The organism is Algoriphagus zhangzhouensis, from assembly GCF_900148515.1.
Lineage (GTDB): Bacteria > Bacteroidota > Bacteroidia > Cytophagales > Cyclobacteriaceae > Algoriphagus > Algoriphagus zhangzhouensis.
The window spans coordinates 692554-707610 of sequence record NZ_FRXN01000002.1 but is presented as its reverse complement, the minus strand read 5'-3'; the positions used below and the strand labels follow the sequence as shown (position 1 = coordinate 707610).

General features: G+C 40.9%; 13 protein-coding genes. 4 read left to right on the top strand and 9 right to left on the bottom strand.

The window, feature by feature from the left end:
- The first annotated feature begins 45 nt into the window (after nucleotides 1-45).
- The 4 genes from BUF13_RS08960 (at nucleotide 46) to BUF13_RS08945 (ending at nucleotide 5446) form a co-directional block, all read left to right on the top strand.
- Nucleotides 46-1179: a DmpA family aminopeptidase gene (locus BUF13_RS08960; RefSeq protein ID WP_073571432.1), complete on the top strand. Its 1134-nt coding sequence runs from the start codon at nucleotides 46-48 to the stop codon at nucleotides 1177-1179.
- A 208-nt stretch (nucleotides 1180-1387) separates the two neighbouring features.
- Nucleotides 1388-3181 (top strand): patatin-like phospholipase family protein, encoded by a 1794-nt coding sequence (locus BUF13_RS08955; protein ID WP_073571431.1) that lies wholly within the window; start codon nucleotides 1388-1390, stop codon nucleotides 3179-3181.
- A 66-nt stretch (nucleotides 3182-3247) separates the two neighbouring features.
- Complete coding sequence (locus BUF13_RS08950) at nucleotides 3248-4756, top strand: amidase family protein (protein ID WP_073571430.1); 1509 nt, start codon at nucleotides 3248-3250, stop codon at nucleotides 4754-4756.
- 24 nt (nucleotides 4757-4780) lie between these two features.
- Nucleotides 4781-5446: a heme exporter protein CcmB gene (locus tag BUF13_RS08945; RefSeq protein WP_073571429.1), complete on the top strand. Its 666-nt coding sequence runs from the start codon at nucleotides 4781-4783 to the stop codon at nucleotides 5444-5446.
- Between the two features lie 17 nt (nucleotides 5447-5463).
- Here the strand turns inward: BUF13_RS08945 and BUF13_RS08940 are convergent, their stop codons facing one another.
- The 9 genes from BUF13_RS08940 to BUF13_RS08900 all read right to left on the bottom strand — a co-directional run bounded on the left by BUF13_RS08940 (nucleotide 5464) and on the right by BUF13_RS08900 (nucleotide 14770).
- Nucleotides 5464-6012, bottom strand: a complete 549-nt coding sequence (locus BUF13_RS08940) for a GNAT family N-acetyltransferase (protein WP_073571428.1) — start codon at nucleotides 6010-6012, stop codon at nucleotides 5464-5466.
- A gap of 24 nt (nucleotides 6013-6036) precedes the next feature.
- Nucleotides 6037-6930: an NAD-dependent epimerase/dehydratase family protein gene (locus tag BUF13_RS08935; RefSeq protein WP_073571427.1), complete on the bottom strand. Its 894-nt coding sequence runs from the start codon at nucleotides 6928-6930 to the stop codon at nucleotides 6037-6039.
- A 140-nt stretch (nucleotides 6931-7070) separates the two neighbouring features.
- The gene (locus tag BUF13_RS08930; protein ID WP_073571426.1) at nucleotides 7071-10151 is read right to left on the bottom strand and encodes a sialidase family protein; all 3081 of its coding nucleotides are present in this window, start codon (nucleotides 10149-10151) and stop codon (nucleotides 7071-7073) included.
- 88 nt (nucleotides 10152-10239) lie between these two features.
- Complete coding sequence (locus BUF13_RS08925) at nucleotides 10240-10656, bottom strand: cupin domain-containing protein (RefSeq protein ID WP_073571425.1); 417 nt, start codon at nucleotides 10654-10656, stop codon at nucleotides 10240-10242.
- Between the two features lie 51 nt (nucleotides 10657-10707).
- Nucleotides 10708-12216 (bottom strand): phage tail sheath family protein, encoded by a 1509-nt coding sequence (locus BUF13_RS08920; protein WP_073571424.1) that lies wholly within the window; start codon nucleotides 12214-12216, stop codon nucleotides 10708-10710.
- A 36-nt stretch (nucleotides 12217-12252) separates the two neighbouring features.
- Nucleotides 12253-12597 (bottom strand): protein-tyrosine-phosphatase, encoded by a 345-nt coding sequence (locus tag BUF13_RS08915; RefSeq protein WP_073571423.1) that lies wholly within the window; start codon nucleotides 12595-12597, stop codon nucleotides 12253-12255.
- A 30-nt stretch (nucleotides 12598-12627) separates the two neighbouring features.
- On the bottom strand, nucleotides 12628-12915 hold the full coding sequence (locus BUF13_RS08910) for a chaperone modulator CbpM (RefSeq protein WP_073571422.1): 288 nt from the start codon (nucleotides 12913-12915) through the stop codon (nucleotides 12628-12630).
- Nucleotides 12915-13820 (bottom strand): DnaJ C-terminal domain-containing protein, encoded by a 906-nt coding sequence (locus BUF13_RS08905; protein ID WP_073571421.1) that lies wholly within the window; start codon nucleotides 13818-13820, stop codon nucleotides 12915-12917. Before BUF13_RS08905 ends, BUF13_RS08910 begins: the two co-directional genes overlap by 1 nt.
- 107 nt (nucleotides 13821-13927) lie before the next feature.
- On the bottom strand, nucleotides 13928-14770 hold the full coding sequence (locus BUF13_RS08900; protein WP_073571420.1) for an alpha/beta hydrolase: 843 nt from the start codon (nucleotides 14768-14770) through the stop codon (nucleotides 13928-13930).
- Between the last annotated feature and the right edge of the window lie 287 nt (nucleotides 14771-15057).

Sequence of the window (15057 nt, the reverse complement as noted above, 5' to 3'; positions counted from 1 at the left end):
GGAAAATTGAAAAATTTAAAAAATTGGCTTCCCATTCCCCAAAGCATGAAAAAATTGAACCGCTCTTTATTGATATTTCTATCCCTTTTTCTGATGAATTCTAACTCTTTTGCTCAAAATAGACCCCGAGAACTGGGGATTCCTTTTGGAATATTGCCTACAGGATCTTGGAATGCCATCACGGATGTGCCGGGTGTCAAAGTTGGGCATTTTACAAAGATTGAAGGGGAATCCATCCGAACCGGAGTGACCGCAATTTTACCTCATGGTGGAAATCTTTTTCAGGAAAAAGTCCCAGCCGCCATATTTGTTGGGAATGGCTTCGGAAAATTGGCTGGTGTGACGCAGGTTCAGGAGTTGGGAAATATCGAGAGCCCGATCATATTAACCAATACTCTTTCGGTAGCTGCTGGAATAGAAGGAGCTGTGAGGTATTCTCTAGAGCGTCCTGGAAATGAAAATGTCGGTTCTGTCAATGCAGTTGTTGGAGAAACTAATGATGGGTTTCTCAATGACATTCGAGGAATGCACATCAGTCCTGAAGAAGTAATTCAAACCATCAAATCCGCTAAATCAGCTTCCGTGGAAGAAGGAAATGTAGGTGCTGGTACGGGTACGATATGCTTTGGTTGGAAAGGAGGAATTGGAAGTTCGTCTCGAAAACTTCCAGAAAGCTTGGGAGGATATACTGTTGGTGTTTTGGTACAGACCAATTTTGGAGGGAACCTTCAAATTGCTGGGGTACCAGTTGGTGAAAAATTGGGAAAATATCCTTTCAAAGATGCCTTGGAAAAAGCAGACGGTAGTTGCATGATTGTAATTGCTACAGATGCACCAGTTTTGGAAAGAAATTTGGAAAGAATGGCCCAAAGAGCCATGATGGGCTTAGGCAAAACTGGAGGTATAGCTTCCAATGGTTCGGGGGATTATGTAATTGCCTTTTCAACTGCTGAGGGTTTGCGAATTCCCTACTCTGCCAAATTCGGTACAAAAGAAGAAGCCAGCTTTCTCAGAAATGATGATATGAGTTCATTGTTTCTAGCAGTGATCGAAGCAACGGAAGAGGCAGTAATTAACTCTCTTTTTGCTGCCGAAACCATGACAGGAAAAGAGGGAAGAGTGATCGAGGCTTTGCCGAAAGAACAGGTTTTGGAATGGATAAAGAGCAACAATCCCTAAGATTTTATTTTCCATTGAGAATATCGAAGCCCTTTGAGGGCTTTTTTTCGTTATAGTTTGAAAATCAGCAATTTTTCGCCAGATTGTGAGAAAACTTTAGTAGCTGTACAAAATTAATACTGAAGGGAGAGTCGGATCTTTTTCAAAACCCCAAATCTGATTTTCTTCTTTCGAAAATTTCAAATAGACCCAAATAGACCCCGAGTTTATGCAGGATGTTAATGCACATTACCATCGCCTTTTCCACAAACTTTTTGGAGGCATGGACGATCAATTATTGGATCAGATTTTAAAAATTGGTACCAAAAAAGAAATCAATACAGGAGAATACCTTTTCCATCAAGGGGAATCCGAGAATGTTCTTTATCTGGTTTTATCAGGTAGGCTTCGTGCCATCAAAGAGGATAAAAATGGAACCAGAATCCTGGGTGATATTGGAGAAGGCGAGCCAGTTGGAGAATTTGCCCTTTTTACTGGAGAGCCCAGAATGGCTTCAGTTTTGGCAATTCGGAAATCTGTTGTGTTGGAGTTTGATCAAGAAGAGTATCTTTCTCTTGTTGCCAAATATCCAAGGTTTGCTAGTTCCTTGACTGGTTTTGTGATCAACAGATTGAGGAGAAATACCTTCCAACAGAATAAATCCACTCCCCCTAAAAATATTGCCTTGGTGAATCTGAAGGCAGATTTTGACCTGACTCCTTGGACAGTGGATATGGAAAATTACTTTCAAGATAACCGCGTTCCTGTCCAAGTTTATGATTACGAATCCCAATTGGAGCATGCGGATCAGGCATTTTTTGATTCTTTGGAGCAGCACGAAGGGATCAATATTTTGGTCTGTAGTGAAGCGGAACCAGAATGGTCTCACCAATGCATGGTTTATGCTGATTTGGTCATTTTGGCTGTTGGATTCGATCAGGATCCTGGATTGTATTCGATAGAAAAGGAATTGGATCTTTATTCCCAGAGTATCCTCAATAAGAAAATTTACCTTCTACTTCTTCATGAGGAGAATGCCTCAACCCCAAAAAATACCAGTCAGTGGTTAGAAGACCGACAGGTCAATCTTCATCTTCATGTGAGGAAAAAGAACATGAGAGACATCCGTCGTTTTTGTAGGATCATTACTAATAATGCCACCGGATTGGTTTTGGGAGGTGGAGGAGCCAAAGGCTATGCCCATCTCGGTGTGGTGAAAGCACTTGAGGAAAGAGGGATTGAGATTGATTTCTTAGGCGGAACCAGTGCCGGAGCGATTTATGGGATTTCGATGAGTTTTGCGGATTTTGATCCTAAAAGGATTGTGGAGGCGACCGAAATCGCAGTAAAATCAAAGCTTACCTCCAATGATATGACCTTTCCAATGGTCTCGATTCTTTCAGGTAAAAAGATCAAGAAGTTTGCAAAAGACATGTACTCAGATCATCATTTGGAGGACATCTGGGTTAATTCCTATTGCGTTTCAACCAATTTCTCTCGAGCATCCGCCAAAATCCATGAGAGCGGTTTGATCTGGAAACAAGTGATGGCAAGTATTGCGATCCCGGGTGTATTTCCTCCAGTGGTGATCGAAAACTATTTGCATGTCGATGGCTCAGTAATGGATAATCTACCAATCGAACCTATGTATCGGTTTCCGGTTGCCAGGATATTCGCAGTTTCTCTAGGAGGCTTGCCAGATCGCCAAGTCAATTATGAGGAAACACCGACAGGCTGGTCCCTTTTCTGGGATAAAATGCTGAAGAAAAGAAGGTTTAAGATTCCAAGCTTAGGATCGATCATTATTAATTCTTTGACGCTCAATAGCCTTCAAAAGGAAGAAGTCACCAAGTCCAAAGTTTCACATTATTTTGAGCTGAATCTAAAAGGAATCGGTTTTATGGATGATAAGAGGTGGAAGGAAATCTTGGATAAAGGCTATGAACAGACGAATCTTTACCTGGATAGCCTACCACCTGAAGAGCATTTTTGGAAGCAAAATACCAACGAAGAATTGGTCTGATTCAATCTTTTCCCAAGTCCACAAAATATAATTTCTTGAATACGAGGAAACTTGCTAATTTCCTTCATGAAGTTCTATGCCTATTTTGCCTTACTTATTTTTCTTTTCGTCTCATGTGAAAAGAAAAAGGATCCCATCGTTCTCGAAGAGTTAACGATTGAGTCTATTCACCAAGCCTATCAATCCGGAAAATTTACTGCCGAGGATTTGGTTCAGGCATATTTGGATCGGATTGCTTTGGAAGATTCTGCAATCAATGCAATTTCTGAGACCAACCCCAAAGCACTTGAGGATGCAAAAGCTTTAGACTTGGAATTTAAAGAAACAGGGAAGTTAAGACCACTTCACGGAATACCTGTTATCGTGAAGGACAATATCAATACGATTGGAATGCCTACGACAGCTGGTTCTTTGGCATTGGCAGATTTCTATCCAGAATCGGATGCTTTTATAATCCAAAAACTGAAAGAAGCCGGTGCAATTGTGATAGCTAAATCCAATATGGCAGAATGGGCTTTTAGCCCGATGCACTCCGAAAGCTCAACCAAAGGAACAACTCATAATCCCTATAATCTCGATCATGTGCCCGCTGGATCCAGTGGTGGAACAGGTGCGGCAGTGGCGGATAATTTTGGAACTGTTGGTTTGGGGACAGATACAGGAAACTCTATTCGAGGTCCTTCTTCACACAATTCTCTGGTTGGTTTCAGGACGACTTTGGGCTTGATTAGTAGAGAAGGTATTGTGCCTTTGTACTTGAGAAATGATGTCGTTGGGCCGATGTGTAGAACTGTGGAGGATGCAACCCGGATGCTTGATGCGATAGCTGGCTATGATACCAAAGATCCGATTACTCAACATTCGGAAGGCAAAATCCCTGAAACATATACCAGCTTTTTAAAGGAAAATGGACTTGAAAATGCCAGAATCGGTGTTTTTAGAACTTTGAGTGAAAACGATCCAAACCCTGAAGTTACAGCTTTATTCAATCAAGCTTTGGTGGATATGGCAACTCTTGGAGCTGAAATAGTGGATTATGTGGAGGTCCCAGGATTCCAAGAATTGAGACAAAATCAGTGGTGTCCGGAGTTCAAAAATGATTTGGAGGACTTCCTTCAAACTTACGTCAAGCGAGATACCGTCTCAACTTTGGAAGATGTGATCCGGATAGGTACTCATTCGAAATTTGCCCAAGCTAGATTGGAATATGCTGCTGAAGTGACTAATCCAGAAGATAGACCATGTGGGGATCCTTTTACAGATCTGCATCGAATTGCTTTCAGAGAAGCGATTGAAAATGTCATGGATTCACTGAATTTGGATGCTTTGGTCTATCCGAGTTGGAATCATCCTGCAGCTAGAATCGATCATTTCCAGGAAGAATATAAGGGAGATAATTCCCAAGTAATCGCTCCTCATACCGGCCAGCCAGCTTTCACAGTTCCAATGGGTTTTGTGAGCGGGAATCTACCTGCTGGTTTGCAATTTTTGGGAAGAATGTTTGATGAAGGAAAGTTGATTGAGTTGACTTATGCCTATGAGCAGGGAACCCATCATAGAAAAACTCCGAATTAACATTTCATCCCCTATCTTTGGGCCATGTTAAAGGAAATTTCCGTTTTGATCCGAAAAGAAATCACTTTAGAGTGGAGGCAAAAGTATGCCCTCAATGGGATTTTGCTTTATGTGGTTTCGGCGGTTTTCATCACTTATTTGAGTGTTGGGGCCAAAATGGGGAATCTTTCTGGCCCAACTTGGAATGCACTGTACTGGATCATTATCCTGTTTTCGGCAGTGAATGCTGTGGCGAAAAGCTTTGTGCAAGAACATCAGGGAAGACAACTGTATTACTATATGATTGCTTCTCCTGAGGCGATTATTCTTTCAAAAATCATCTACAACACGGGTTTGACATTGATTTTGGCCTTGTTGGGTTATGGGGTTTTTTCGGTGATTTTGGGAAATCCTATTCAGGATCAAGGCTTATTTTTATTGAACCTGATCTTGGGAGCAATGGGATTTTCAGCAAGTTTGACCATGGTTTCTGGGATTGCTTCCAAAGCAGGAAATAATGCCACTTTGATGGCTATTTTAAGTTTTCCTGTAATCATCCCGATTTTGTTGATGGCTATCCGAATTTCTAAAAATGCCATGGACGGACTGGATTGGTCGGTCAGTGCTGATAAGGTTCTGAGCCTTTTGGCCATCAATGCCATCGTAGCGGCAGCCGGATATATTTTGTTTCCTTATTTGTGGAAAAGCTAATCAACAAGGCTGAACTCTCAGTTTGAATTAAAATCCTCCTCCAAAATCGCAAAGGAGAAGTTGTCTGTCCAGCCGTATTTTAGAGGTAAAACTTTCCTTTTTCTCCCTTCTCGAGTCATTCCGACTTTTTCCAGAACGCGGATACTTCCAATATTTTCCACAGCACATCCTGCTTCAATTCGATGAAGTCCCAAGGATTTGAATCCGAATTCAAGAACTCTATTTAATGCCTCGGTCGCATATCCATTTTTCCAAAAATTGGGTAGAAGCTTATACCAGACCTCGGCAATTTTGTATTTCTCGCTACCCAAATTGATGGCGATCAATCCAATAAAATCCTTGGTCTCTTTTGATTCGATTTTGAATACAAAGTTCCGGTAGAGGCCATTGGAATTTTTATCTACCCAATCCTGAATAATCGTTTGGGTTTCTTCTAGACTTTCAGGTATTCCCAGCGTATTGTATTGATCAGTTTCAGGAAGGGAATGAAGTGCATGGATTTTTTCCAAATCCAAAATCGTAATTGGAATTAAAACCAATCTGTCACTTTCTAATTCAGTAATCATATTCCTTCCTAAACCTTTCTACATTTATTCCCAATCCAGGTATTTCCTCCAATTATGTTGCTCTTTAAAGCCCAAAACTTCCCTGATTTTTCTATTGGAAAATAAAGCTTCATGTTCTTCCAATTCACGAGTGATTGGTACACCTGGGAAAAACCTTTCAGCCAATTCTTTACTTGGAATCACAGCTCCATTATGATCATTTCCGGCATTGAAAACCTGGAAACCTAAGCCGTCATTTTGAATACATAGATCAACGATCTGTCCCAAATCTCTCGCATCGATATAGCAAAAAGCATTTCTACGGCGCACCTCAGGATGTTTGAAATAGTGCGGGAAAAGCTCCTTGTACTCATGTGGTTCAATCACATTTCCAATACGTAGGGCATAGATATCATATCCGGATCTCCTTTGAAATGTCCGGGCTGTTTTTTCATTGACAACTTTGGAAAGACCATAGCTATCCATTGGGTCCACATCATAATCCTCCTCCAGAGGAAGGGAATGGGGATCAGTCTCTCCATCCGAAAAACAAACTCCATAAGTTGTTTCCGAGGATGCAATGATGATTTTTTTGATCCCTAACTTCACTGCTGCCTCAATCACATTGTAGGTGCCGATTGCATTGACTCTGAAGGTTTCATTGTCAGGATTGATCAGGATACGTGGTACTGCTGCAAAATGTACAACCGCATCAAATTTTGGAACTCCATTTCCAGGTTCGAGTTCGCCTAAATTGGTGTAAGAACTCATCGCATTGAACATCTGACCAGAATCTGTAATGTCAGCAATGAGATTATCCACTCCCGGATGATCAAGTGGTTTCAGGTCCACATTCATGACCTGATGTCCTTGTTCTAAAAGGTAAGGAATCACATGCTTGCCAGCTTTTCCTGAACCTCCTGTAAAGAATATTCGCATTTTGGATTTATGTTTATAGGCTTACCCAGAAATGTATTTTGTCACATTGAGCGAAGTCGAAATGTAGCTTTTGCACATAAAATGGCCTTCGACTCCGCTCAGCCTGACAAGAAATAATTTTTTGAAACAGCCTCAAGTTTTTACTTTGCTATCAGCAACCAATTTTCCTTTTTCAAGCCTTTGTTGATTTTAGGCAAAGTGCTTTTGATTACTTGGTCTTTTTCAGCTTTCAATTTGTCTTTCATGGAAAGATAATAAGCGTATTGCTCTTTTTGATCAGTAGTCCAAGGGCCAATATAATTTCCTATTTCAGAATATAGACCTCTAACTCGACTGCTTAACTCTCCATATTTTTTCATGAAATCAAGTAATGGAGCGGCTGTACTCTTATCGATCGTGATTTCCTTTTCTTTCAATTTTTCGATTTGCTCTTCTAGCTTGACTAGATCAGCTCGATCCGCTTCGATTTCTTTAGATAGTGCCAAAACCTGCATTTGAGATTCAGTCCATTCTTTTCTCACATCTATGGAAATATCCAATCTAGGATCATCACTTACTCTGAATTTTTGCTCAAATTCTTCTCCATTCACAGTTAATTTGGCTGTATAAAGTCCCGGATTGACATAAGGACCACTCATTCTTGATCTTCCGCTTCCAGCTTGATCATTCTGATATCGCAGGTCCCACATGATTCGATGAAGCCCAGGTTTATTCTTGGCTTTTGCTTCAGAAACAAAGTTTCCTTGGCTGTCATAAATTTTCAAACTAATAGCATCTGCAGACACAGAATCTTTCAAATAATAATCTAGAGCAGCTCCGAAATCTGGGTTTTCACCCCGATAGTACATATCTCCAGTATGAGCACCGTCATTGGTATAGTTTATGATTTCAGCTTCAGAAATTGAAAATAAAGCTGCTGGACTTTTAAGAACTTCTGGAGTCAATTCTTGAAGTGCATTTACATGATCCAGAATCCATACCCCTCTGCCGTGCGAACCCAGAACCAAATCATTATCTCTTGGATGTATCACCAAATCATTGAAAGGAAGTGTCGGCATATTGCTTTTTAGCTCTGCCCAATGATTTCCTCCATCATTGCTGATGAAAAGCCCAAATTCAGTACCCAAATAAAGAAGATCTGGATTTTTTGGATCTTCTCTAAGTGTTCTTGCTACCCGATTTGCAGGCAGGTCTCCTTCTACAGATTTCCATGTTTTTCCAAAATCCGTGGTCTTGTAGATGTAATTTTTGAAATCATCATTTCTATAATTATTGATAGCGACATAGGCTGTTCCTGCTGTATGTTTGGATGGCTCAAATGTATTGATCCAGGTTTCTTTTGGCAGGCCGCTCAAAGCACTGGTCATATCATTCCAAGTTTTGCCATCATCCCAAGAAACTTGCAATAATCCATCATCGGTTCCGACATAGAGCATTCCCGGAGTAAATAAGTCCTCAGCGATGGCAGTCAAAGTAGGATAGTAAGGAATTCCATCATCCAAAGAGGCAGTGTTTTCATCCGGTCTTTGGCCCATGATCAGCAACTCTCTTCGATTCACTTTGGTAGTAAGATCTCCCAAAGAAAGCCATGTGGATCCATTGTCCGTACTTTTCCAAAGGACATTGGTACCTGCATAAATAGTATTGGGATCATGCTTTGACAAAAAGAAAGGACCGTCCCAGTTACCCGGTGCCATGGCATTGCCCAATTCAGGTTCTGGAAGTCCTGGGCCCCAAGCATCCCAGTTTCTTCTGGCACCGATTTTTCCTTTTGGATCGCCCGGACGAATGGACTGTCTCTGTCCATTTTTCATATTCAATCTAGAAAGTCCCAGATATTGGGATTCGGTGTAGACGACGTCTGGATCATTTTGATCAACCTGATTGAGGAAGCCATCTCCTCCACCCAGTCGTTTCCAGTCCTCATTCAAAATCCCATCTCTACGGTAAGTTTCACTCGGTCCAACCCAGCTTCCATTGTCTTGCAATCCACCATAAACATTATATGGTTTGGCATCATCCACTGTAACCCGATAATACTGACTGACCGGAAGATTATTGATGAAAAGCCATTGGATGCCTCGGTCATAGGAAATCCCTATTCCTCCATCATCACCTTTAATTACATGCCGAGAGTCTTTCGGATTGACCCAAAGGATTCGATCATCTCCATGTAGGGACTGGCGGGGAGCTGTAAATGTTCTACCGCTATCACTAGAATAGCTGTATTGGTTCATCATGTAGATTCTGGATTCATCACTTGGGTCAACCAATGGCTGAGAAGCATACATGGGTCTTGGATTCCAGTCACTCATCAATTCCCAGCTTTCCCCTTTGTCTTTACTTCGATATAATCCGGCTCTTCTTTCATTGTAAGCAGTGGAGGCATTGTATTGAAAGCCCTGCTCCAAAGAAATGAATACTACATCGGGGTTATTTCTAAATATGGAAATTCCGATTCTCCCGTAATCTCCTTCAGGAAGGCCATTTGTTAATTCCTTCCAGGTTTTTCCTCCATCCGTGGATTTATGAAGGCCAGAACCCGGTCCTCCTCCATGGAATCCATAAGGTTTCCTTCTTCTTTGATAGGTTGCAGCATATAAAATATTAGGATCGGAAGGATCCATGGCCACATCGACTACTCCGGTATTTTCATCGACATAGATCAATTGCTCCCAGGACTTTCCTCCATCTGAAGTTTTGTATAGACCCCTTTCCTCATTCGGGCCCCAAAGATGTCCCATGGCAGCAACGTAAGCGACTGCGGTGTCAGTCGGATGCAGGGCAATTCGACCAATATGATGGGAGTCTTTTAAACCTATATTTTTCCAGGTCTTGCCTTCGTCGTGAGAAACGTAAACGCCGTCTCCCCAAGAGTTACTTTGTCTATTAGCTCTTTCACCGGTTCCTACCCAAATAATATTGGGGTGCTCTTGGTTTAAGGCAATCGCGCCGATGGAATGCGTATTTTCATTTTCAAAAACAGGCTCAAAAGAAACCCCGTTATTGGTGGTTTTCCAGATCCCGCCAGTGGCGGTAGCTGCATAAAAAGTAAATGGGTCTGACTCATTGACTGCAAGGTCTACAATTCGCCCACTCATCGTGGCCGGTCCGATATTTCGTAGGGGTAATCCGTCTAAAAGCTCCGAGGACAATTCCTGAGCTTGCGCATGGACGCACAGTCCTAGTCCAAGAAGGAGTAAGGTTGATTTGAATTTCATAAAGGTGGTTTTCTGAATGAATTGGAATATAACCCTTTGACTCGATGCTTCAAGTCAATTTTTTAGGAATGGGTCTGATCAAGTGGGTTTATTTTTTCACTACGATTTCACTTTCTTCTGTTCCTGCATAAAAAACTACGATTTCTGCAGGGATCTCTCCTTCATTTTTTCCAAAGTGAACCTGGTTGACTAGCTCAACTATTGGGTCTCCGGCTTTCATATGAAGCGTATCACCTTTTGTGTCGATTACAGTCAATTCCCCTGTCAAAAGCACACCAGCATTGATTACAGGATGATAGTGTTTAGGTAATTCGGAATGCGGAGGAATGGTCACTTTGACGATGGAAATTTTGGGTTTTCCATCAGGATAATCAGGAAGAGAATCTCCATTCCAGGATAAGAATGACTCGATCAGTAGTTCGGAGCTTGGGGCTTCAGAACTGGCTTTTTCACAGCTAAAAAATGAAAAAGTGGCAGCAATGGCTAAGAGAAAAAGTCTTTTCATGGATAAAAGATAAATAAGATTCAAGGTTTGATCAAAATGGCTATTGGATGATTACGCTCTTTGCATTTGTTGATCAATGGAGATTATCATGAATTCCGCAGGACGTAGAATAGCTACTTTGACTACCACTTTCATTAATCCTTCCAAAATATCTTGGGCCGTCATCGTTTCTCCAAGTCCAACAGATACTTGAAAAGCATCATTCGGACTAGGCCCCGCCAATCCGCCGCTTTTCCAAAAATTGGTCAGGAAATTAGAAATCATGCTTTTGACAGATGTCCAGGTTTGGGTATCATTAGAAGCAAAAACATAGGCTCTGCAAGCTAACTTTATTGATTGTTCAAGCACGATGATTGTTCTTCGAACATTGATATACCTCCAATCTTGGGAGTTTGAATCCAATGTTCTGGCTCCCCAGACCAAAACTCCTTGTCCAATAAAAGATCGGATAGCATTGATTGCTTTTCCATCCAAAGGACTATTCAAATCACCTTGTTCTTCATCTCTGATAGCAACCGGTAAGGAAATAACAGATGCTAAACTCATATTGGCAGGGGCTTTCCAGACTCCCTCAAAATTATCTGCAAGAGTATAAATTCCAGCTAAAGCAGGGGATGGAGGAAGAAGATTTAATTGTTGCTGAATGGATTGGATAATGGATCGAAAGGCCTGACCGATTTGGAAGAAAGTCTGATTCAGTCTAGTCTGATCGCTATCGGATAAGTTACTTTCGGTGATTTTGTCGATATCATCATAGACTAACTTGTACTTGGGATCGTCGTCTTTAATTCCCTTTTGGATAAGCTCATTTTTTAGGATTTCTTGAAGTGTTTCCGCACTGCTAATATTTGCTATTCCCAAATCAGATTTCTCGACTATACTTGTATTGAGCCAAGGGTAATATGCTGCCCCATAGCTAAGATTATCGGTTCCGATATTTTTCCGAAAACTCTCTACTGGATTTCCTATTAAGTCATTTTGAGATTTATAGCCATCAAACAGATCCAGAATTGCAACTCTGTTTTTCATTACTTCACCGCAATGTCTGAGCATTTCCTTTTGGACTGTTGCACAAGTATCTGAATCAGGAAGAAGGATGGCCTCTGGAATAAGCAAAAGGGTTGGTTCCTGCTCATTTTCCAGAGTCTTTATACCTGAAAAAAATGAATTTGCACCAATAGGACTTTTGTAATCGCCAACCGATACTATATAGCAGCTGCCTCCGCCATTTTGAAAGAAAAGTAAAATACTGGAATAGAGGAGATATCTATTATCCGATTGTTTGATCTGATAGAACTGACCATGGGAAACCAAATCTGACGAACTCTGAACAGCAACTTTCTCGATAGAAAATTGAGGAAGAGGCGGACCACCAAAACAAGCTTGAAAATCATTCAATGAACTGATTTTAATAGGTTTGTTGATTAATGATTTCTCCTCGTAAGAAGCTTTTTCAGTATATCCCACAAAGGCGGGAATGGCCGAAGCTACTTCAATTACTGAATTTGGAAAGGTATTTTGTTCTTCAATATAAACACCTGGCTTTTTGATTTCTGACATAAAAATTGAGGTTTAAAAAGATAAAATTTTCAAAAATTAGATTTCAAATTCTAATTCAAAAGCTTCATTAATTCGATCATGTAATAAATCAATTAGCTCATCATCCATATACTCATAATCGTCTGGAATGTGGAGGACCTTGATAATAGGTAAGTCTAAGTTTCTATACAATTTCACGATTTTTTGGCGATGATCTGTTTCCATCACCAATACTAAATCAGACCAGTTTAGGTCATTTTCTGAGATTTTTCTTTCGCTTTTTGGGCTTAATCCGACCGATCTAATGGCAAATCGTGGGTCGTTTTTAAAAATGGATTCTGCTGTTCTACTTCTCTTTTTATTTTTTCCACAGACTACGAGCAGATTGGGTCTTTCTATCATTCAATTTTGTTTAAAGCCTAAAAATAAGACTTACTCATAAAGCCTCAATCTATTCCTCAAAGTAGTCAGCTCCTTTTGTAGCTCTCTTTGTTTTGCCAGCAAATTGAAAACCACATCAATTCCTTCCAGATTCAGATCCAATTCATCATGCAGACGAATCATCTTTTCCAGATCTGCAATTTGATCATGGTGGATGTATTGTTCTTGCTCTATAATTTCGATTTGTATCAAACCGATATTGCTTAAATCCATCAAAAAGGAGGATTCAATATGGTAATTGACACAAATGGTACTGATCGATATAAACTGCGTTTCCATTATCCTTCTTTAATTTTTTGTAATTCTTTAAACAGCTCGATTTCTTTTTCGGATAGATTTTCCGGAATCTGGATTTGATAGGTCAAAATCAAATCTCCGAATTCTCCATCTTTTTTATAAACCGGAAAGCCTTTGCCTTTCAACTTGACTTTGGTTCCGTTTCCTGTTCCAGCTTTCACTTTCAGTTTGACTTTGCCGTCAAAGGTGTCTACATGAATATCTCCCCCCAAAATCGCGGTATATAGATCGACTGGCTGGTCCTTATAGAGATTATTTCCCTCTCGCTTGAATTCTGTGTGGTTGTTGATGATAAACTTGATGTACAAATCACCATTGGGACCACCATTCATTCCAGGGCCGCCATTGCCTTTGATTTTGATCAGCTGTCCATTTTCTACCCCAGCAGGGATTGTGATCCGGATCTTCTTGTCATTGACAGTGAGCACTTGCTTTTGGGTGGTGTAGACATCTTTGAGTTCCAGATGCAGTTCGGCATTGTAATCTTGGCCTTTGAATTTGGGTCTATGGCTCTGTCGGGAATGTCCACTGGCCCCTCCAAACATGGATTCAAAGAAATCAGAATAATCCTGCCCTCCGAAGCCTTCAGCACCTGAACCGTGTTGAGAATATTGGGATTGCTGCTGGCGACGCTGTTGTTGGGCCTTTTCAAACTCCTCTCCATGCTTCCAGTCTTTGCCATACTTATCGTATTTCTTGCGATTTTCAGGATTGCTGAGGACCTCGTTGGCCTCGTTGACTTCCTTGAATTTCTTTTCAGCCTCCTTGTTGTCAGGATTGAGATCGGGATGGTACTTCCGGGCCATTTTTCGATAGGCCACTTTGATCTCCTTTTCATCGGCAGTTTTGGGGATACCCAATACTTCGTAATAATCTATGAATGCCATAAATGGATCTGATTCTTTGGGTTTTAAATCGGTAAAAACTCCTCTTTAATCTCGTGATTTTGATTGGCTTGTAACAGAATTTTTGTGATTTAATTTTCTGCTTTTTGTCATTCAATCTTCACTTTTGGCTGATCGCTTAGATATCCCAATGACTGTAAAAACTCATCAGCAGCCAGCAAAGTCTTCTCGTAAAACTCAAAATTCCGATAGTTGAAAAAGCCATGAGGCTGATCCTGGTACAAATGTAAATCGCATCGACTGCCTACTTTTTCCATGACGGTTTTGTAGTATTCTGCAGTTGCCACAGGAACCAAATTGTCCTTCGTGCCTAATAGAAATAAAGTGGGTGGAGCTCCTTTTCGAATCAGGTGAAGCGGAGAAAATTCCTTGAAAGCCTCTCCAACTCGCTCAAATCCATATCCTCCGGGACCATTGTCGATCACTGGATTGAAAAGTAGCAATGCGTTGGGAATGGGGCTGATCGCTAAATCGTCTTTTTCATCATTGAATCCGGAAACCAAAGCGGTGGCAGCGGCTAAATGACCACCGGCTGATCCACCACCAGCGATGATTTGATCTGGATCTATATGAAATTGATCTGCATGGGAACGAACAAAGCGAATAGCTGATTTGGCATCTTTCAGAGACTCAAAAGGAGGAGTCTGATGGACACTTCTGGTGCGATAATCTACCAGAAAACAAACCAAGCCTCTTTTGGCAAAGTAGGTTGCCTGTGGGCGAAAATGCTCTCTGGATCCGCCAACCCATCCTCCTCCAAAGAAAAAAACCACTGCTGGATACTCCTGTCCCTCTTCCATTTCCTCAGGATAAAGTACTTCCACAAAAAGCTTTGTGGTATCGAGTTCCTTGTAGAGAAAGAGTTCTTGAGCATGGGTTGAAAGAATAATTAAAAAAAGGAAAGAAGCAGAAAAGAAAAGTCTGATTTTCATGGCTTTTGGGTTGAGGTTCAGGCTTTAAATTAATCTTTTTCTTTGGTTTTACTTTCTTGTTTTCTGCGTTTCAAGTCTCTCGACTTGAATCTAAAAATATTGCAGTCTTAGACTTCAATGTTAAAAGCACGAGTCAAGAGAATTGCGCTACCTGCGCAACAATATTTTCGTGGCAGAGGAGAAAACGGAATCATCCTTTTTTTAATCATCTGATTGTTGAGTTGCAAACTCAATGGATTAGGGTTCGAGATTGCAAATCTCGAACAGCGGGTTAATAGGCTATCTTT